Source organism: Pseudomonas sp. 91RF (genome assembly GCF_003576265.1).
GTDB classification, from domain to species: Bacteria; Pseudomonadota; Gammaproteobacteria; order Pseudomonadales; family Pseudomonadaceae; genus Aquipseudomonas; species Aquipseudomonas kribbensis.
This window is the reverse complement of record NZ_QWFC01000032.1, coordinates 218,397-236,957: the sequence shown is the minus strand read 5'-3', so window position 1 is coordinate 236,957 and position 18,561 is coordinate 218,397. Positions and strand designations below refer to the sequence as shown.

The 18,561-nt window shown below is 58.7% G+C and carries 24 protein-coding genes, 2 tRNA genes and 1 pseudogene; 16 read left to right on the top strand and 11 right to left on the bottom strand.

Annotated elements, in window-relative coordinates:
* The first annotated feature begins 23 nt into the window (after nt 1–23).
* Nucleotides 24–99: transfer RNA gene (locus tag DXT77_RS18145), tRNA-Phe, on the top strand.
* A gap of 136 nt (nt 100–235) precedes the next feature.
* Entirely contained in the window at nt 236–553 is a 318-nt protein-coding gene (locus DXT77_RS18140) for a hypothetical protein (RefSeq protein WP_119428650.1), read from the top strand.
* Nucleotides 554–590: 37 nt separating this feature from the next.
* Here the strand turns inward: DXT77_RS18140 and DXT77_RS18135 are convergent, their stop codons facing one another.
* Entirely contained in the window at nt 591–1,040 is a 450-nt protein-coding gene (locus tag DXT77_RS18135; RefSeq protein WP_119428649.1) for a carboxypeptidase regulatory-like domain-containing protein, read from the bottom strand.
* A gap of 115 nt (nt 1,041–1,155) precedes the next feature.
* On the opposite strand from DXT77_RS18135, the gene DXT77_RS29825 reads away from it, so the two are divergent.
* From DXT77_RS29825 to DXT77_RS18115, 5 genes are all read left to right on the top strand, one after another.
* Complete coding sequence (locus DXT77_RS29825) at nt 1,156–1,302, top strand: hypothetical protein (RefSeq protein ID WP_158593100.1); 147 nt, start codon at nt 1,156–1,158, stop codon at nt 1,300–1,302.
* Nucleotides 1,302–2,360: a YhcG family protein gene (locus tag DXT77_RS18130; protein WP_119428648.1), complete on the top strand. Its 1,059-nt coding sequence runs from the start codon at nt 1,302–1,304 to the stop codon at nt 2,358–2,360. Before DXT77_RS29825 ends, DXT77_RS18130 begins: the two co-directional genes overlap by 1 nt.
* A 69-nt stretch (nt 2,361–2,429) precedes the next feature.
* The gene (locus DXT77_RS18125; protein ID WP_119428647.1) at nt 2,430–3,404 is read left to right on the top strand and encodes an alpha/beta fold hydrolase; all 975 of its coding nucleotides are present in this window, start codon (nt 2,430–2,432) and stop codon (nt 3,402–3,404) included.
* Between the two features lie 31 nt (nt 3,405–3,435).
* The gene (locus DXT77_RS18120; RefSeq protein WP_119428646.1) at nt 3,436–3,849 is read left to right on the top strand and encodes a hypothetical protein; all 414 of its coding nucleotides are present in this window, start codon (nt 3,436–3,438) and stop codon (nt 3,847–3,849) included.
* 6 nt (nt 3,850–3,855) lie between these two features.
* The gene (locus DXT77_RS18115) at nt 3,856–4,308 is read left to right on the top strand and encodes a hypothetical protein (protein WP_119428645.1); all 453 of its coding nucleotides are present in this window, start codon (nt 3,856–3,858) and stop codon (nt 4,306–4,308) included.
* 70 nt (nt 4,309–4,378) lie between these two features.
* On the opposite strand, the gene gabP is transcribed toward DXT77_RS18115, so the two are convergent.
* Complete coding sequence (gene gabP / locus DXT77_RS18110; RefSeq protein ID WP_085712751.1) at nt 4,379–5,770, bottom strand: GABA permease; 1,392 nt, start codon at nt 5,768–5,770, stop codon at nt 4,379–4,381.
* Nucleotides 5,771–6,321: 551 nt separating this feature from the next.
* On the opposite strand from gabP, the gene DXT77_RS18105 reads away from it, so the two are divergent.
* The 7 genes from DXT77_RS18105 to DXT77_RS18075 all read left to right on the top strand — a co-directional run bounded on the left by DXT77_RS18105 (nt 6,322) and on the right by DXT77_RS18075 (nt 11,866).
* A complete protein-coding gene (locus tag DXT77_RS18105) occupies nt 6,322–7,095 on the top strand; it encodes an ABC transporter ATP-binding protein (RefSeq protein WP_119428644.1) in 774 nt (257 codons plus the stop codon).
* Nucleotides 7,096–7,108: 13 nt separating this feature from the next.
* Nucleotides 7,109–7,858 (top strand): ABC transporter substrate-binding protein, encoded by a 750-nt coding sequence (locus DXT77_RS18100; protein WP_119428643.1) that lies wholly within the window; start codon nt 7,109–7,111, stop codon nt 7,856–7,858.
* A 78-nt stretch (nt 7,859–7,936) separates the two neighbouring features.
* Entirely contained in the window at nt 7,937–8,632 is a 696-nt protein-coding gene (locus DXT77_RS18095) for an ABC transporter permease (RefSeq protein WP_085712749.1), read from the top strand.
* A complete protein-coding gene (locus DXT77_RS18090) occupies nt 8,629–9,318 on the top strand; it encodes an ABC transporter permease (RefSeq protein WP_085712748.1) in 690 nt (229 codons plus the stop codon). The genes DXT77_RS18095 and DXT77_RS18090 overlap by 4 nt, the downstream gene beginning before the upstream one ends.
* Entirely contained in the window at nt 9,299–10,534 is a 1,236-nt protein-coding gene (locus tag DXT77_RS18085) for a methyltransferase (RefSeq protein ID WP_119428642.1), read from the top strand. The genes DXT77_RS18090 and DXT77_RS18085 overlap by 20 nt, the downstream gene beginning before the upstream one ends.
* A 344-nt stretch (nt 10,535–10,878) precedes the next feature.
* Nucleotides 10,879–11,715: an FkbM family methyltransferase gene (locus DXT77_RS18080; RefSeq protein WP_119428641.1), complete on the top strand. Its 837-nt coding sequence runs from the start codon at nt 10,879–10,881 to the stop codon at nt 11,713–11,715.
* 75 nt (nt 11,716–11,790) lie between these two features.
* Nucleotides 11,791–11,866: transfer RNA gene (locus tag DXT77_RS18075), tRNA-Thr, on the top strand.
* A gap of 130 nt (nt 11,867–11,996) precedes the next feature.
* On the opposite strand, the pseudogene DXT77_RS18070 reads toward DXT77_RS18075, so the two are convergent.
* Nucleotides 11,997–12,225 (bottom strand): annotated as a pseudogene (locus tag DXT77_RS18070) (helix-turn-helix domain-containing protein).
* Between the two features lie 426 nt (nt 12,226–12,651).
* On the opposite strand from DXT77_RS18070, the gene DXT77_RS18065 reads away from it, so the two are divergent.
* Nucleotides 12,652–12,918, top strand: coding sequence for a DUF3077 domain-containing protein (locus tag DXT77_RS18065; RefSeq protein ID WP_119428640.1), 267 nt, complete (start codon nt 12,652–12,654; stop codon nt 12,916–12,918).
* A gap of 58 nt (nt 12,919–12,976) precedes the next feature.
* Here the strand turns inward: DXT77_RS18065 and DXT77_RS18060 are convergent, their stop codons facing one another.
* The 4 genes from DXT77_RS18060 to DXT77_RS18045 form a co-directional block, all read right to left on the bottom strand.
* Nucleotides 12,977–13,687, bottom strand: coding sequence for an SDR family NAD(P)-dependent oxidoreductase (locus DXT77_RS18060; protein WP_119428639.1), 711 nt, complete (start codon nt 13,685–13,687; stop codon nt 12,977–12,979).
* Between the two features lie 49 nt (nt 13,688–13,736).
* Complete coding sequence (locus DXT77_RS18055; RefSeq protein ID WP_119428638.1) at nt 13,737–13,955, bottom strand: 4-oxalocrotonate tautomerase family protein; 219 nt, start codon at nt 13,953–13,955, stop codon at nt 13,737–13,739.
* Nucleotides 13,956–14,281: 326 nt separating this feature from the next.
* Nucleotides 14,282–14,596, bottom strand: coding sequence for a type II toxin-antitoxin system YafQ family toxin (locus tag DXT77_RS18050; RefSeq protein ID WP_119428637.1), 315 nt, complete (start codon nt 14,594–14,596; stop codon nt 14,282–14,284).
* The gene (locus DXT77_RS18045; RefSeq protein WP_085712741.1) at nt 14,562–14,852 is read right to left on the bottom strand and encodes a type II toxin-antitoxin system RelB/DinJ family antitoxin; all 291 of its coding nucleotides are present in this window, start codon (nt 14,850–14,852) and stop codon (nt 14,562–14,564) included. Before DXT77_RS18045 ends, DXT77_RS18050 begins: the two co-directional genes overlap by 35 nt.
* A 459-nt stretch (nt 14,853–15,311) precedes the next feature.
* On the opposite strand from DXT77_RS18045, the gene DXT77_RS18040 reads away from it, so the two are divergent.
* On the top strand, nt 15,312–16,238 hold the full coding sequence (locus DXT77_RS18040; RefSeq protein ID WP_115076202.1) for a LysR family transcriptional regulator: 927 nt from the start codon (nt 15,312–15,314) through the stop codon (nt 16,236–16,238).
* Here DXT77_RS18040 and DXT77_RS18035 read toward each other — a convergent pair.
* The 4 genes from DXT77_RS18035 to DXT77_RS18020 all read right to left on the bottom strand — a co-directional run bounded on the left by DXT77_RS18035 (nt 16,155) and on the right by DXT77_RS18020 (nt 18,367).
* Nucleotides 16,155–16,472, bottom strand: coding sequence for an AzlD domain-containing protein (locus DXT77_RS18035; protein ID WP_007952614.1), 318 nt, complete (start codon nt 16,470–16,472; stop codon nt 16,155–16,157). The two genes, DXT77_RS18040 and DXT77_RS18035, sit on opposite strands and share 84 nt — an antisense overlap.
* Nucleotides 16,451–17,167: an AzlC family ABC transporter permease gene (locus tag DXT77_RS18030; protein ID WP_085608636.1), complete on the bottom strand. Its 717-nt coding sequence runs from the start codon at nt 17,165–17,167 to the stop codon at nt 16,451–16,453. The genes DXT77_RS18035 and DXT77_RS18030 overlap by 22 nt, the downstream gene beginning before the upstream one ends.
* A complete protein-coding gene (locus DXT77_RS18025) occupies nt 17,164–17,541 on the bottom strand; it encodes a GNAT family N-acetyltransferase (RefSeq protein ID WP_007952618.1) in 378 nt (125 codons plus the stop codon). Before DXT77_RS18025 ends, DXT77_RS18030 begins: the two co-directional genes overlap by 4 nt.
* A 79-nt stretch (nt 17,542–17,620) precedes the next feature.
* Nucleotides 17,621–18,367 (bottom strand): 2OG-Fe dioxygenase family protein, encoded by a 747-nt coding sequence (locus tag DXT77_RS18020; protein WP_114881035.1) that lies wholly within the window; start codon nt 18,365–18,367, stop codon nt 17,621–17,623.
* Nucleotides 18,368–18,561 lie beyond the last annotated feature (194 nt).

The following is an 18,561-nucleotide window of genomic DNA, read 5'->3' as shown; positions in this document are numbered from 1 at the left end:
AAACCCTTTTAATGCGCCCCGTTGCCCAGATAGCTCAGTCGGTAGAGCAGGGGATTGAAAATCCCCGTGTCGGCGGTTCGATTCCGTCTCTGGGCACCAAATACCGAAAACCCTGAATCGCAAGATTCAGGGTTTTTTTATGCCTGCGATTTGATGACGGCTGGATTACGCGCTTCTTGCAGGCCGCCATTCGCGATACTTTGCTCGCCCCTTACGGAAGAGGGTCATCACGTCGATGAACCAGAAACGAACCCGCGTCCCCCTGCCCCATCCGCCAGCTTATCGGCAGAGCCGGACTTCATTCTGGCTGACCTTGCTTGTCGGACTGTTGATCACGTTCGCCATCGGCGCATCCCTCTACCTGATCATCGACAGCCTGATCACAGGTTCGATCACGACGAACAATCGAGGCCCGCGCAAAACCTGGCTGCGGGATCTGCAACCGCACAAATACTGGTTCGAAGTGATATGGCAAAGCCTTGGCACGCTGTTGCTGCTAGCGGTTTCGCTGTTCGGATTACGGATCCACCTGAAACTGCGCAAGCGATCGTGAAGGACGGGATTCAGGGCAAATCCCGTCCTTACCGACGCTATTGATGCCAGTCCCAATGAAACACCAGATTGCTGGCTGCGCCGCTGCCGACATTGGCAACGTCCCGGCGCACCTCGCCATTGCGGGTAGCGACCACGGTGTATTTGCCCGGAGGCAACTGTGCATAAACCAGAGGCCCGATCTGGTTCAGGTTCAGAACAGGCTGTCCTGTCGCTTTCTGCACCACCAGATCGACGTCCGAGGTGTACAGATTTTGCGCACCGACGGCGAACGTCATATGCAGGTTGTAACCGGCGGACTGTTGAATGGCCCGCGACTCATCCAGGCCAATCCCGCCGGACAGATAATTGATCCCGTTCTGCTGTTGCTGCTGGACTTGCACGCCGGCGCTTTCGACAGGCTCGGCACTCGTGGCCTGCGCCATGAGCGGGAACATCAGAATCGCCACAGCGGCGACGGGCAACATGAGTGAAGTGACGCGTTTCATGATGAGCACTCCCGGGTTCTCGCAGAACCCAATCGTTACTCCTGTTTAGATTTTGCGATGCGGGGCTGGTTTTAGATTGATTGGGAGTTGTCCTGGGTGCGAAAAGGACTACGCGTTGTATTCCCCAACCATCGCCGTCTTCGGTCAGATCCCGCAGAACCCGCTCACCCTTCCTTCAGTTGAACCAGACATGGCCGGCATCGCCAAGCCGCAGGTTATTGGCATGCTCTCGCTTCTGTTTCTCCTGAGCCGGAAGACTTGATGAGCCAACTTGAACCTGCTGAAACGCAAGATCCGAAACTCGATTCGTTGCTGGGCGACCTTGGTGACCTGATACGTCAGGCACGCCAAAAAGTACTGCGAACGGTCGATACGATTCAGGTCCAGACCTGCTGGCAGATCGGGCGGCATATTGTCGAGTTTGAACAACAAGGGGCCAGGCGCGCGGGTTATGGAAAGCATTTGCTGGCTACGCTGGCCAAGCGACTGACCGAGGACTTCGGGAAGGGCTTCGATGCATCAAACCTCCGTTATATGCGCTTGTTTTATCAAGCCTTTCCAATTCGTGACGCACTGCGTCACGAATTGAGCTGGACCCACTACCGCCGCTTGATACAGGTCGAAAGTGAATCAGCCCGACAGTGGTACATGAACGAATCCGCCTCACAAAACTGGTCCAGCCGCGCTCTGGATCGGCAGATAAACACGCTCTACTACGAACGTCTGTTGATGAGTCGAGACAGAACCGACCTCTATGCAGAGGCAGCGACCAACATCGCCGCGATGAAAAGCAATCCCCGGGAATTCATCCGCGATCCTGTCCTTCTGGAGTTTCTCGGCCTGCCCTCACCGGGCAAGCTTCAGGAGTCGGAACTGGAACAAGCCTTGATCGATCAGCTCCAGGGATTTCTCCTCGAGCTGGGCAAGGGCTTCGCCTTTGTCGGCCGTCAGCAACGCATCAGCGCCGGCGACGATGATTTTTACATCGACCTGGTGTTTTACAACTATCTGCTCAAATGTTTCGTCATCATTGACCTCAAGCGCGGCAAACTCAGTGCTCGGGACGTCGGGCAGATGGACATGTACATCCGCATGTACGACGACCTCAAACGCAGCGAGGGCGACGGGCCGACAGTCGGGATCATTCTCTGTGCGCAACAGAACGAGTCGGTTGCGCACTACTCGATGCTCAAGGGCAACGAACAACTGTTCGCCAGCAGCTACAAGCTGGTGCTGCCGAGCGAAGATGAATTGCGAGCGGAACTGAATCGTGAACACCTTCAGCTTGAAGAGCGCCTGCGCAATCAGTCGAGTGAATAAACACTGACGGATTGTTCACCAGGCCTGCCGAGACTATCGTTGGCAGCTACTTCGCGAAGGTCGAGAGCCATGGGTTTTCAAGAGACGCACGCACTGGAAAATGCACGGGACAGGGTCGCCCTCACAAGCGACGTTCAGGACGAACCCTTCCGGGAGCCCGCCGCCGATGGTTATCCCCTTGGCGGGTTCACCTGGCGTCACGCTTCACCTGACGCACAGCGCCCGGTGGTCATCATTAACGCCGCCACCTCGGTGCGTTGCCGCCACTATTCGCGTTTTGCCGCTTACCTGTTCGCCCACAATTTCGATGTGATCATCTTCGACTACCGGGGCATTGGTGAGTCGCGGCCGAAGTCGATGAAGCACCTGCAGGCTTCATGGACAGATTGGGGAGCACTGGATTTCGAAGCGATGCTCAATCGCGCTCAGCGGGAGTTTCCCGGCCAGCCGATCGATGTGGTCGGGCACAGCTTCGGCGGTTGTGCGGCGGGGCTTGGCGCTTCCGGGCCAGCGATCCGACGATTGGTAACCGTCGGCGCTCAGTTCGCCTACTGGCGTGATTACGCCCCGGAACATCGCTGGCGCATGTTCGGCAAGTGGCATCTGCTGATGCCGTTGCTGACGCTGTTCTGTGGTTACTTCCCCGGCAAGCGTCTCGGCTGGCTGGAGGACACCCCCGCTGGTGTTGTGCGCGACTGGAGCACGCCAAACGCGCGGTATGAACGGCGTCCGAGCGGTCGGGTGATGCTGGCAAAAACGGGTCGCCTACCCTTCAGCAACGTTCACGCAGACATTCTGGCGATCAGTATCAGCGACGATCCTTACGGAACAATTCCGGCAACCGAACGCCTGCTCGATTACTTCCACAACGCGCAAAAGACCCACCTGCGAATCGAGCCGCAGGACATCGCCGAACAGGAAGTCGGACATTTCGCCTTTTTTCGCAGCGCATACCAAGCCACACTATGGCCCATCGCGCTGACCTGGCTGCACACCGGCGCACTGGCCCCCGACACACCGGGGCGGCAAGTGCCGCGCAGTTGAGTCCCCTCCAACGCATCACGGAACACACACCATGGCTTCCGCCAACAAGCAGCAAAAACGCGCCGCCCGGGCCAAGACCAAGGCCAAGCAGAACCGCACCAAACGCGCCGAGGCACCGGTCGAGCTGGACCCGAACGACGACCGCATCGATTTCGAGTCGGTGGACCTGACCGAACTGTTCAAGAAAATGATCGACGCCGGGAAGATCAGCCAGCAGGCCATGTGCACCGCGTTCCTCGAGGACCCGTTGCTGGAGCTGGTGTACGAGCAGGAAGGCGAAGAGGGCGCGATGGATTTCATCCTCGCCGCCCTGATCGAGTACCGCCAGTGGTCCACCGAGACCGACGAAGCCGGTGCCCTGGCGTGGATCGAGTCGCCTGACTTCCAGAAAGACTATGTGGCCGCGTCCGACGCGATCGCCGCACAAACCCAACAGAAAGACTGAGTTCCCATGGCATCCCTGAACAAGCAACAGAAACGCGCCAAACGCGCCAAGGCCAAAGCCAAGCAGATCCGCATGGTCGGCCGCAAACCTCTGGCCCTGGACGATGACCACGGTCATCTGGCCGAGCCGATCCCGGAATACACCCTGGCGATGTTCAGCAAAATGCGCGACGCCGAAGCCGTCAGCCGGGACGACATGCTGCTGACACTGCTGCGGGAACTGGCGTTCATCATCGTCGACCATCCTGAACTGCTGGACATGGAAAACGCCGACGACGAAGGCATGGCTGCCACTCACCTGGCCGCCGACATGCTGATCGACTATCGCATGTGGGCCGATGGCATGGATCGCGAGACGGCCCAGGCCTGGTTGAGCGAGCCGCAGTTCATCACCGATTTCGGAAAGGCACTGAACACCTATGGCCAGTCGCTCGAAACGCAGGAAGAAAAGAGCGAATAAACCTCGCCCGCAAACAAAAACGGCCGCTTGTCATCACTGACAGCGGCCGTTTTGCATTACGCGATACGGATCAGTTCAATACCACCGCACCACGGTTTTCTGCCTTGCGACGACGCGCCACGAGCATGCCGGTGGCGACAACCACCAGGCTCAGCAGGCCGGTCGCGAGGATTTCCACGCGGTGGGCTTCCTGGAACAGCATGATGGTCAGGGCGGCCACGATGAACACGATCACCGCGTAGGTCAGGCCCGGGAACAACCACATGCTGAAAACGATTTTCTCGCCGCGAGCCATGCGTTGTTTACGCATGCGCAGTTGCGAAATCGCGATCACCAGGTAAACCAGCAGCGCGATGGCGCCGGAGCTGGCCAGCAGGAACTCGAACACCGCAGCCGGAGCCACGTAGTTGGCGAAGGTGCACAGGAACGCCGCGCCAGTGGACAGCATCACCGCCCAGTAAGGGGTGCCGCTCTTGTTGGTGCGGGTTGCCATGGCTGGAGCATCGCCACGCTTGCCGAGGGAGAACAGCATGCGCGAAGAGGTGTACAGCGCCGAGTTCAGGCAGCTGGTCACAGCTACAAGAACGACGATGTCGACGATCATCTTGGCGTTCGGGATACCCATGCGCTCCAGAACAGTCTGGTAGGAACCGAGGCTGGCCAGTGCTGGATCGTTCCATGGCACCAGGGCCACGACGATGAAGATCGATACGAGGTAGAACAGACCGATCCGCCAGATCACCGAGTTGGTGGCTTTGGAAATCTGCTTGCCCGGGTTCTTCGATTCCGCGGCCGCGATGGTCACGATTTCGGTACCCATGAAGGAGAACATGGTGGTCAGGATCGCGCCCAATACAGCGCCCAGGCCATTTGGCAGGAAGCCTTGGGTGTCGAAGATGTGCGAAACGCCGCTCACCTGGCTGTTCGGCAGGAAACCGAAAATCGCCGCCACACCCAGAATGATGAAACCGATGATCGCCACGACTTTGAGCAGGGCGAACCAGAATTCGAACTCACCGTAGTTTTTCACACTGAACAGGTTGGTCACGGTCAGCAGCATGGTGATGATCAGCGCGAAGGCCCAGATTTCCACACTCGGGAACCAGGCGTGCAGGATGGTTGCGGCGGCGTTGGCTTCCAGAGGAATCACCAATACCCAGAACCACCAGTAGAGCCAGCCGATGGTGAAACCGGCCCAATGGCCGATGGCGCGGTCGGCATAAGTCGAGAAGGAGCCGGTATCCGGCGAGGCAACGGCCATTTCGCCGAGCATGCGCATGACCAGCACAACCAGCATGCCGGCGGCGGCATAGGCCAGCAGCACGGCAGGGCCAGCGGCGGCGATCGCGTGGCCGGAGCCGACGAACAGACCTGCACCGATCACACCGGCGATCGACAGCATGGTCACATGACGCGGTTTGAGCCCCTGTTCGAGGCCATTGGAGCTTGGGGTACTGCTCATTGAAACTACCTTTGCGAGGAAAGCGATTGCGTCCGGCCCGTCTGGCGTTCCTTCTCGTAAAAAGAATCCAACGGGGCGTTCCAGATTCTGCACGCAATAATTGCGCCAAAATGTTTCAAAGTCTTCTGGCCCGCGGTTTTTAGCGCGACCGGACAGTCATCGCAAGTCCTTGAGAATACTGGCCTTTCGCCAAAGCGTTACCCTGCGACTCACTTTTCAAACGAACGAGCGCACCAGAAACACACTGAAAAAGTGCGGGATGCACAATAAAAGGGCGAATGAGGAACGTTCGGCCGGATAGCGCTTCCAACACCCCGCCAAAGGTGGCAACATCGCGCCTTTTTTTACGCGACACCCACGGGAATCAACGTTCAAACGCCCGTTCGGTTGTTGACGGGGCGACAGTCTGCTGCGCTGATGCGACAACCTGCCACACGCCATCCGTTTACCGCTCGTAGCGCTGTTGGCTGCCATTGAAACGCTATGCTAGCTTGGCCGCCTCGCCAGGAAGGCCACCAACAGCTGGAGCGCAACATATATGAGGAACGCACATGGCTGAGGCCACGCCCGCGCTTGAAATCCGCAACCTGCACAAACGCTACGGACAGCTTGAGGTGCTCAAAGGCATCTCGCTGACCGCCCGCGACGGCGATGTGATCTCGATCCTCGGTTCCTCCGGTTCCGGCAAGTCCACGTTCCTGCGTTGCATCAACCTGTTGGAAAACCCGCACCAGGGCCAGATCCTGGTTGCCGGCGAAGAACTCAAGCTCAAGGCCGCCAAGAATGGCGAACTGGTTGCCGCCGAAGGCAAGCAGATCAATCGCCTGCGCTCCGAGATTGGTTTTGTGTTTCAAAACTTTAATCTGTGGCCGCACATGAGCGTGCTCGACAACATCATCGAAGCCCCGCGCCGCGTGCTCGGCCAGAGCAAGGCAGAAGCCATCGAAGTCGCCGAAGCCCTGCTGGCCAAGGTCGGCATCGCCGACAAGCGCCACGCCTACCCGGCGCAACTCTCCGGCGGCCAGCAACAGCGCGCGGCGATTGCCCGCACGCTGGCGATGCAACCCAAGGTGATCCTGTTCGACGAGCCCACCTCCGCCCTTGACCCGGAAATGGTCCAGGAAGTACTTAATGTCATCCGCGCATTGGCCGAAGAAGGCCGCACCATGCTGCTCGTGACCCACGAAATGGGGTTCGCCCGTCAGGTGTCCAGTGAAGTGGTGTTCCTCCACCAGGGCCTGGTCGAAGAGCAAGGATCGCCACAGCAGGTGTTCGAAAACCCGCTTTCGGCGCGCTGCAAACAATTCATGTCCAGCAACCGCTAACGGAGCTACCCGCATGCAGAACTACAAAAAGGTCTTCCTGGCCGCCGCCGTCTCCCTGGCGTTCAGCGCCGGCGCCATGGCCGAGACCCTGAAGATGGGCATCGAAGCCGCTTACCCGCCGTTCAACAATAAAGACGCCAGCGGCCAGGTTGTTGGCTTCGACAAAGACGTCGGCGACGCCCTGTGCGCCAAGATGAAAGTCGAGTGCAGCGTCGTGACTTCCGACTGGGACGGCATCATCCCGGCTCTGAACGCCAAGAAGTTCGACTTCCTGATTTCCTCGCTGTCGATCACCGACGAGCGCAAGGGCGCGGTGGACTTCACCGACCCGTACTACTCGAACAAGCTGCAGTTCATCGCGCCGAAAAACGTCGAATTCAAAACCGACAAGGACGCGCTCAAAGGCAAGATCATCGGTACGCAACGCGCGACCCTGGCCGGCACCTGGCTTGAAGACACCTACGGTAGCGATATCCAGGTCAAACTCTATGACACCCAGGAAAACGCCTACCTCGACCTGACTTCCGGTCGTGTCGACGCCATCCTCGCCGACAAGTACGCCAACTATGACTGGCTGAAAACCGACGCCGGCAAGAACTACGAGTTCAAGGGCGACCCGGTCGTGGAAAGCGACAAGATCGGCATCGCTGTGCGCAAAGGTGACCCGCTGCGTGAGAAGCTGAACGCCGCATTGAAGGAAATCGTCGCCGACGGTACCTACAAGAAGATCAACGACAAGTACTTCCCGTTCAGCATCTACTGATCCTGACGTGCGGGACCTGCGCCGTCATCCGACGGTGCAGGCTCCCGGCCTTGCCTGCCGCGATTTGAAAAGAAATCCATGATTATCGACCTCTACGGATTCGGCCCGGCGCTCGCCGCCGGCGCGCTGATGACCGTCAAACTGGCACTGACGGCCCTGTGCCTCGGGCTGGTGCTCGGTCTGCTCGGCGCCCTGGCCAAGACTTCCCCGTACAAGCCGCTGCAATGGCTTGGCGGCACTTATTCGACCCTGGTGCGCGGCGTCCCGGAATTGCTCTGGGTGCTGTTGATCTACTTCGGTACGGTCAACGCCATGCGCGCGCTCGGAGAGTTCTTCGGCAATCCCGAACTGGAACTCAGCGCCTTCGCCGCCGGCGTCATCGCGCTGGGTCTGTGCTTCGGCGCCTACGCCACGGAAGTGTTCCGAGGCGCGATCCTCGCCATTCCCAAGGGCCACCGTGAGGCCGGCGTGGCCCTGGGCCTGTCGAAATGGCGGATCTTCACCAAGCTGATCATGCCGCAGATGTGGCGCATCGCCCTGCCCGGTCTGGGCAACCTGTTCATGATCCTGATGAAGGACACCGCGCTGGTGTCGGTCATCGGCCTGGAAGAAATCATGCGTCACGCGCAGATCGGCGTGACGGTGTCCAAACAGCCGTTCACCTTTTACATGGTCGCCGCCCTCATGTACCTGTGCCTGACGGTGCTGGCGATGACCGGCATGCACTTCCTGGAAAAACGCGCCGCCCGCGGCTTCGCGAGGAGCGCTCAATGAACTGGGAAGTCATCATCAAGTGGCTGCCGAAACTGGCGCAGGGCGCGACCCTGACTCTGGAACTGGTGGCCATCGCCGTCATCGCCGGTCTGCTGCTGGCAATTCCGCTGGGCATCGCCCGCTCTTCGAAGCTGTGGTATGTGCGTTCGTTGCCCTACGCCTACATCTTCTTTTTCCGTGGCACACCGCTGCTGGTTCAACTGTTCCTGGTCTATTACGGCCTGGCGCAGTTCGACGCGGTGCGCAGCAGCGCGCTGTGGCCATACCTGCGCGATCCGTTCTGGTGCGCGACCGCGACCATGACCCTGCACACTGCGGCGTACATCGCCGAGATCCTGCGCGGCGCGATCCAGGCGATTCCGCCGGGTGAAATCGAAGCAGCGCGGGCACTGGGCATGTCCCGACCGAAAGCGCTGTTCTACATCATCCTGCCGCGCGCTGCGCGCATCGGTCTGCCGGCCTACAGCAACGAAGTGATCCTGATGCTCAAGGCCAGCGCCCTGGCCAGCACCGTGACGCTGCTGGAATTGACCGGCATGGCCCGTACGATCATTGCCCGCACTTACCTGCCGGTGGAGATCTTCTTCGCTGCCGGCTTGTTCTACCTGGTGATGGCCTACGTGCTGGTTCGCGGTTTCAAACTGCTGGAACGCTGGCTGCGCGTCGATGCGTGCCAGGGACGCTGATTCTTCTGACGTGCTGACGGGCGAGGCCCTACTCGCCCGTTTCACGGCACTGGATACATTTCTCACAGCACATCAGGCGCTCTGGAAGCCTCGCCCGTTTACTCACCTGCAACTTCCCTGGGAAGCGTCCAACCCGGAGCTGGCCTCTTGGCTACGTGGACGCTCGCTGGAAGATGCGGAAAACGCTCACAACAACCCTGCCGAGCTTTTGGATGCACCGGAGCCCTTTGCTTCATTGGCGGCGTTGTCGCTTGAACTGGGTGCGGTGGGTGAATTGCCCACACGGTCACTGGAAGCTGCCGGCCATCGCCTGAATGTCGACGTACCGGGGCGCAAATGGCAGCAGATCGAGGCCTTCGCCAGCCGCTTGTCGTTTGCCTCACAACCGAAGCACTGGCTGGACTGGTGTTCGGGTAAAGGCCATTTGGGTCGGCGCCTGCTCGGCGCTGGCCAGCAACTCACTTGTCTGGAATATGACCCGGCGCTGGTCGCCAGCGGCCAGGCGCTGAGTGAGCGTCATCACCTGCATGCGCTGCATGTCGAGCAGGATGTGCTCGCGGCGGACACGGCTTTATTGCTGAACAGCGAACACACACCTGTCGCCCTGCACGCTTGCGGTGACTTGCATGTGCGACTGATGCAACTGGCTTCGGCGACTGGATGTCGACAATTGGCGATCGCACCGTGTTGCTATAACCGGATCAGTCGCACGGAATATCAGGCGTTGTCCTGCGCCGGCTCGCGCTCTGCCCTACAGCTCTCACTGGAAGATCTGTCGCTGCCGATGAGCGAAACCGTCACCGCCGGTGCCCGCGTCCGACGTCAACGCGATACTTCCATGGCCCGCCGACTGGCTTTCGATCTGCTGCAACGGCAAGTGCGCGGCGTCGAGGAATACCTGCCGACACCTTCCCTGCCAAGCGCATGGCTGGAAAAACCGTTCGCCGATTTCTGCCGCGACTTGGCATCGCTGAAAGAGTTATCCACAGTCGGCGAGCAGAATTGGCCGGCACTGGAAGCCGCCGGTTGGCAGCGGTTGGCCGAAGTTCGCAACCTGGAATTGCTGCGAGGACTGTTCCGACGCCCGCTGGAGCTTTGGCTGAACCTTGATCGGGCACTTTTCCTCACCGAGCAGGGATACGTCGTACGCCTCGGCACCTTCTGCGAAGCGCCGCTCACACCGCGCAATTTCCTGCTGCTGGCCGAACGCGTTTAAATCTTTACAGCCTGTGGATAACTCTGTTGATGGAATTCTCGTGGATCCAATATCCACGGCTGTTTCAAGCCATTAACAGCCTTGGTCATTTTTTGTTCACACAAATAAAAAACCGGTAAAACAGGGATTTGCACATCAAATGAGAACCCGTCCACAAAATCCCCTCTAAGCCCGCCCTCTTCAAAGCCCGTTGTGCATAAGCCCCCAAGCAAAAGGACATAACCGCCGAATCGCGGACGGGGGGAGCGGACAATTGCACCGGCCAACCACCCTTGCTATACAGGCTCACACCGTGCCGGCAGCGCACGCACGAACAAGAAGAACCTGACCGACAGGGAGCGACCGTGACGTTCATCTCTTACGCACAGAATTTCGAAGACATCCGCCTGTGGCGCGCCCTTAAATTCTTCGAGAACGGCTTCTATATAGATGTCGGCGCAAACGACCCGATCCACGATTCGGTAACCAAGGCGTTCTATGATCGCGGCTGGAGCGGCATCAACGTCGAGCCGATGCAGAACTTCCACGACGCCCTGCGCCAGCAGCGCCCCCGCGACACCACGCTGCAATGCATCGCCAGCGATGAACCCGGCGAAGTGACCTTCTACGGCATTCCCGGCACCGGCCTGTCCACCGCCGACCCCGTCACCGCCCAGGAGCGTCGCGACCTTGGCCTCGATGTGCGCAGCCTCACCGTCAAGGCCCGCACCCTGACCTCGATCTGCGAAGAACACGCCGCCGGCCGCGAAATCCACTTCCTGAAAATCGACGTCGAAGGCCATGAAGAAACCGTGCTGCGCGGCATGGACTTCAGCCGCTTCCGCCCGTGGATCATCCTCATCGAAACCCCGTTCGAACGCGACCACACCTGGGAACACCTGATCACCGACGCGAGCTACACCAACGTCTGCTTCGACGGCCTCAACAGCTACTTCCTGGCCGACGAACACCTGAACCTCAAACCGGCCTTCGACATGCCGCCCTGCCAGCTCGACAACTTCCAGCTGTGCCTCGGCCACCCCTTCGCCCACCCCGTCAGCCCCGGCGAAGCCGAAGCCCTGGCGCAAATCAGCGCCGCCACGCAACGCGCCGAACACGCCGAAGCCCAACTGCGCGCCCTCCAGAACAACCGCGCCTGGCGAGCGATCCAGAAACTGCGCAACGTCCTGCGCCGAGCCTGATCCAAGCCCGCGCAAAAATAGTCAGAATTCAGGGGTTTACAGAACCAACCCAGTCGCTATAATCGTCGCCCACACGCCGGTATAGCTCAGATGGTAGAGCAACTGACTTGTAATCAGTAGGTCCCGGGTTCGATTCCTGGTGCCGGCACCATACAAAACGAAGCCCCTGCAGAAATGCAGGGGCTTTGTTGTTTCTGGAGTGTCCACAAAACGTCCACATCTCCGATCATCAGCAACCGTATTGCCAGTTTTAATCGGAACAATCGGTAGACGATTTCACCTCAGGCTGGCTGCAAATCCCGCAATGCTTCCGGATGCTGGCTCGCAACACGTAACAATGTCTGTGCCGCAGCTGTCGGCTGCCTGCGACCCTACTTCCAATCCTGTAACATCCTGCACTTCAGCGGCCGCCGAGAGTGGCACCTCTGTCACACGAGCAGTTTTTCCCGCCTTCATTTGGTGGACAGAGTCCAGCAAGTCCTGCTGGAATTGCTCCAGTTCATTGATCATCGCTGATTTCCTCCTTCAGTTGCTTCGTGATCAAAGGCTATAGGTTTCTTCCAAGAACATCAGCCCCGCCACCACCTGGCCACGATTGCGCTCAACCCTCCCCCCACGCTACCGTCAAACCCGTCGCTGCCAATTCAGCGACCGGGCCTGATAACCCGCGTAAGATCCAGGCGCACCAGCGCCCCAACCCACGATTGCCGGCGCTTTTTTATGCCTGCAATTCCGTGTAATGGCGGCTGTGCGTGGGAGGTCTTCGGGCCTGCCGGGTTCCTGTATCTCCGGTTTCTCAGCCTGCGCATAGCTGCCACCCTTTCGCCTGAGAACGAATTGGCAGCGCTCATTTGATACAGGGAGTTTCACAAATGATTAGCATCGATCCGTCCAAAATCTGCCCTTTCCACCTTCCAGCAAGCGGTAGGTGAAGCCATGACCAATCCCCAAGATCTGAAAACCCTCGGTCTCACCCAGTTCTCTTTTCAATCCAACCACGCCCTCTTCCGCACCAACCCCGGCGTCCCGGTTGTCACCGCCCTTTCCCACGCATCACATCTGCTCCACATTTCCAAACTGCTCACGTCAGATACTTCTGCCGCCAACGACCCGGAACTCCACGCCTGCGCTTCGCAATACTTGCAGGAGTTGAGCAAGGCGCTGGTCGATGACGCAGTCAAAGTCCTGATTCCGGATCCGTAAACCGTCGCCCACAAAAAAGCCCTCGCATTTCTGCAAGGGCTTTGTGTTCCCACATCAATCAGTGCCCGGCGCTCTGCCCGCCATCCACATGCAGAATCTCGCCTGTCACAAAGTTCGCGTTATCGAGATACACCACCGCCTGCGAGATATCGTCGATTTCGCCCATGTGCCCGACCGGATGCAGCGCACCCAGTGCCGCGTGGGTTTCTTCGCCGTGCATCGGCGTCTTGATGATGCCCGGCGATACCGCATTCACCCGGATCCCGCGTTTGGCGTATTCGATGGCCAGGGATTTGGTGGCGGCGTTTAGGCCGCCCTTGGTCAGGGAAGCGAGGACCGAGGGCACGCCGTCGACCGCGTGGTCGGTCAGGCTGGTGGTGATGTTGACCACGTGGCCCTTGCCCTGTTTTTCCATTTCGGCGATGGCCAGTTGGGTGATGTAGAAGAAGCCGTTGAGGTTGACCGACAGCACCGCCGCGTAGTCTTCCGCGGTGTAGGCGGTGAACGGTTTGGCGACAAAGATGCCGGCGTTGTTGACCAGGGTGTCGATACGACCGAAGCGAGTCACGCCTTCGCTGATCACGCGTTGAGCAGTAGCCGGGTCGCCGATGTCACCGGCGATGGTCAGGATCTGTGGGTCATTCGACGGTTTGATCGAGCGCGAAGTGGCGACGATGTTGTAGCCCAGATCACGGAAGGCCTTGACCATGCCTTCTCCCAGACCTTGAGAAGCACCGGTGATAACGATGGTTTTTTTCGAATTGCTCATGATGAAATCCTCAACAGATTGATTGTGATCGACAAGACAGCGGGCGCGGTCAGGATTGATTCCGCTCCGCCAGTTGCCGGCGGTATTCGGTGGTGGTGATGCCGGCGTAGCCCCAGTTATCGGTGTCGACTTCTTCGATCACGATGTGGCTCAGGTCCGGGCGTTTGTTGAGGACGCGTTCCAGGGTTTCAGTGATTTCGGCGATCACCTGAGCTTTCTGCTCACGGGTAACACCGTCGCGGGTGATGCGTACGCTGACAAATGGCATGACGACGACTCCAGTGACCTGCCCTCGGGATGATGGTCAGGTGTTGGAGCTCAATTTAGGCGTGAGCCGGGAGGGGAAAAAGTAGGGGTGGGGTACTTCATTTGTGAGGTGGTGTAATGAATTGACAAGCCGAAGTTCTGTGACAGAGAATCCCCCCAAGAGCGCGAAACCGGCTGCCATCAGGTGGCGATAGCCGGCGTTAGGAACCCCGTTGATGACCTGAAAATCAGCGTTCGGGTGAGACCTCTTCTCCCCTGCTTGAGAGCGCACAATATCGAGCAACTTCAACAAAAAAGCCGACAGTGATGTCGGCTTTTTTGTGCGCGCTATTTGAACAGTTCAGAGTGAGTACCCAAGTCGACGAAGGTGATCAAATCTGGGCGTGTGTTTTCGTAAATCATCAAAAAGTCACCGCCGATGTGACACTCGCGAAATCCAGACCAATCACCGTTCAGAGCATGATCCACATACTCCGCAGGCAACTGTTCGCCCAAAAACAACATGACCATCACCTTACGAACTTCATTCATATCTCGACGCCCGGCACGCTCGTAACGATCCCAAGACTTCTTGAACTCGGACGTTTGTGAAGCCTGCTTAGGCCGTTCAGCGCGTTTTTGTCTTTTCTCCGGTTTCGCCATCGGCGGCCCTCAGCATCTCGTCTATCGAGTCGAAACGCTGGCGAATATCTCGTGCTTCCATCATCGCGCGGGCGGTCTTCTCTGAAGGGACGCGCACCTCAAAGGGCAAGCCTTGGGTCGCAACGACCTGACGGAGAAACAGACGCATGGCATCACTAATACTGAGCCCGCAAGCGTTCAAAACCTCAGTGGCACGCGCCTTCAAATCCTCATCAATGCGGCAACGCACATCGGTGGTTTTCAGTAGTGCACCCATTTCAATTACCTCATTGTGATTTTGTAGCTACATCGGCGCCACCTCTGCATTGTGGTCAGTGGATTCGTTTTGGGTCAATGTGAAGTTGATATACGGGGCCTCACCGTCGTAACTCACTGCCATTTCATCCGCTTTGACAAAGGTCCGCTATCAGCCCAATCGCCAATTTCCCTGAGATGAATCTGCTCACCGTGCAGGCATAACGTGTGAACCCTGTCAGTCGTTTCTCTTGATGAACCCGGCCAAACGCACCCAAACCGTGCACTTTTTTTGACCCCAATCACCCCCACGTCACCAAAAACCCCGATCCTGTGTCAGCCTCCAGCCATCGGCAGGGACATCAATTCGCTACTAATTGCGCGACAACTATGCTCAGGTACAGGAATATAGCCGGCAAATGGAGCCGTTCAGGCCGTCACGTACACAACAATACCCAGCCCACTTCAGAGGGCATTACCCATGGATAGCAGAACCTTACGCAACCTCATGCGCATCGTGCAGACCGGCTCCTTGTCGGCCGCAGCCGAGCATTCGTGCCTGACCGTGCAGGCCCTGGCCGCGCAGTTGAACAAGGTCGAAGAACAGTTCGGTTTCCGCTTGTTTCGCCGTTCCAACAAGGGCCTGACGCTGACGCCGCAAGGCACGGAGCTGACGCCCTATATGGACAGAGTGCTGATAGCCACGCGGCAGATGGAAGAGAAAGTCGAGGCATTGAAGGTGCCAGGACAGCGCACGTTGAAAGTGGCGTTGAACACCACGCTGGACCCGGATTTCAACCGGCGCTTGATCGGGCGCCTGATCGATGTGTTCCCCGACTACCAGATGGAATTCAGCTACGCCGAGTCGATGGAAAATCTCAGCAAGCTGAAGAACGAAGACTTCGACCTCGCGGTGCTGATCGGTCCGCAGCGTCCGGGATTGCCGAGCATTGTCCTGCCGGATGTGCAGGTGCAGGTGGTCGGCGCGCACTGCGGTCAGGAGAACGATCCGCTGACGTTGCTCGGCAACAAGTTTCAGGTGCGTCCTGCAGAAGATTGCCCGTATTCCCACAGCTTCTTGCGTTTTCTCGACGCCGGGCTGGGCAATCACGAGAACAGCCAGCGGACGATTTATTCCTGCAGCGAAACGCTGACCCTGTCGCTCATCACGCAGATGGACGCCGTCGGCATGGTCTCCCGCGAGGCCGCGCAGAAGAACGGCCTGACGATTTTCCCCGGGTTCGAGGATTTCCTCGAAGTGCGCCTGGCGGTGAACAATCCGGATCTGTCCGGCCAGGCGTTGAACGACGTGGTCGATCTGCCGCTACATGAACGAGCCGAGCGCAATGTACGCAGCCGTCCCAACCGCCACACTGAGAAAGAGGTTTTTGCTGAAATACGCACATAACAGCGTCGGAATCGCTGCATAGAATTCCGGGCGATCGAGCTGTATGTGCTGATCCTTGATCAACAAGGGTGTCAGGCTGATCGCAGCGACGATCGCCACCGGCAGGTATTCCAGCGCCCGGGCGACGAAGGGCGGCCAGTGCTCGGTGTTGACCTGCAACGGCAAGGCCCGTGGCAGAAAGGTCACGGCCATCATCAGCGCGACCACCAGAATCAGGAACGTTTGGTCAGGCATACACCCACTCCGCAACCCACGAACGTGGCGATGAAAACGTTGAACGGCGAGCTGCCGACCAGGCTCAGAGCGCCCATGCAGACCACAGCGGCCAGGGCGGCGATGAGTTTGTTGCGGGTGTTGCACAGCGAAACCAGCACGTAGAGCATCATCGCAGTCAGCGCGTAGTCGAGCTGGTATTTGATCAGGTGCGAGGCGTACTGCGCGCACAGGGCGCCGAGCAATCCGCCGATCACCCAGGAGGTGTGGCAGAACAGGTTGAAGCCGATCAGATAACGGATGTTCACCGGGGCACCGGTGCCGAGCTTGACGCTGTGGAAGGCGAACGATTCGTCGGTCAGACCGCCGGCGTAGCACCAGCGCTCCATGCGGCTCAGGCCCAGCGCCCGCAGGGCCTTCGCCATGTAGACCGACATCAGCATGTGCCGCGCGTTGATCAGAAACGTGGTCAGCACGATGGTGGTCAGCGACGCCCCGCTGCTGATCAGCGCCAGCGCCGCGAACTGCGAAGCCCCGGCATACACGAACAGACACATTGCCACCGGCAGCCACAGCGGCAGCCCGGCGTTGACCGCCATCAGCCCGAACACGAAAGACACGGTGAAATAACCGGCCACCACCGGGCTGGCTTCGGCAAACGTGCGCGACGGCTGACGGTCGACCATCAGCGGCGCACTGCCGGATGTTTCATTCATAGATCCCTCTCAAATGTCCGTTCGCCGTGAGGTTCGCAGAAACCCTGGGCAGTCCAGAAACGCTTGCCCGCGAGGTTAGCATCATCGACGAACAGGAACATCCGCAGCACACCGACCCGTTTCATGTCGGCCGACGCCGCTTCCACCAGTCGCTGGCCGACGCCCTGGCTGCGATAGCGCAGGCTGACCGCCAGATGGTTGATGGTGCCGCGACTGCCGAGCATGCCGCCCAGCACCGCACCGACGATCTCGCCTTCGACGTCGAAGGCTAGATACGCCGTGGTGGTTTTCTGGATCAGCACGCCGCGCAGACACTTGGCGTCCTGCCATTCACAGAACGACACTTCGTCGAACTGGCGGAAGAAGCGCTCCATGCGCTGCGCGTCCTTGGCCGTCGCGCGCCGCAGCACCACCGGCGTCGAGCATTCGACGCCGTCGATTTGGGTGATCTGATTAGCGAACAATGTCGAAAGCGGTCCCGGGCCGCGAGAAGGAAATCGCCAGAATCTGCCGATACGCCATGGCATGGGAGTGGGTATTGCGCGCCGGTGTCACGTAGTGGCGCATGTCGCGGTCGAGGAAGTAAGTGGTGTCGAGGATTTCCTGGTAGGTGGTCGACGCCAGTTGCTGCTCGTGAATGTCGTACAGGCGGCTTTCGGCACCCTCGACATTGTTGCGACCCCAGAAGTGCACACCGCTGAACGGATAACCGTCGCAGTGAATGCCTTCCGGCGTGATTTCCAGTTGTTTGCCCGGTTTGATCTCGATGCGGATCTGATGGATCTGGCATTGCCAGATTTCATCGTGCAGCTCTTCCGGCAGCACGCTTTTGTACACTTCGAAATCGGTGTCGATCAGGCTGCGCATCACGGGCGATTCGATGACTTCGTCCGAGAAGTCCTGAAAGTGCCGCACAACGCCGCCCACGTAGGCGTTGTTCTCCTTGGACTGCACGTACGCGCGATGTTCCAGCTGCTTCAGCTCTCGCGTCTTGGGGTTGTATTCAAAGTCGCTGTAACGACGGTAACGCATGCCGGCTTCGGCCTGACCGTAGTAACTGTCAGGCTCCATGTTTTCCCAACTTTTGGTCAGTCTGACGAAGTCGGCGAAATGACCGTAGAGATTGAAGTCAGCACCCTGCACATTGGCGTACTTGTCGCGCCGTAGCGATTCGCCCACTTCTCTGGTTAAAACGATCATTACCAAATTCTCCGCTGCATTGAGCGGCCTAATCTATTAGGTGGAGAATTTGCGTCCATGAGAAAGAATTTCAGGCATTTAAAGCCCTGTTTGAAACGCGATTTGAAACGGCCTGAAAGTGCATTTCAAATGACAAAAACACGGGTTTTCATGTTTTTTTCAGAAAAACCGTCAAAAAAAAACCCCGAACCAGT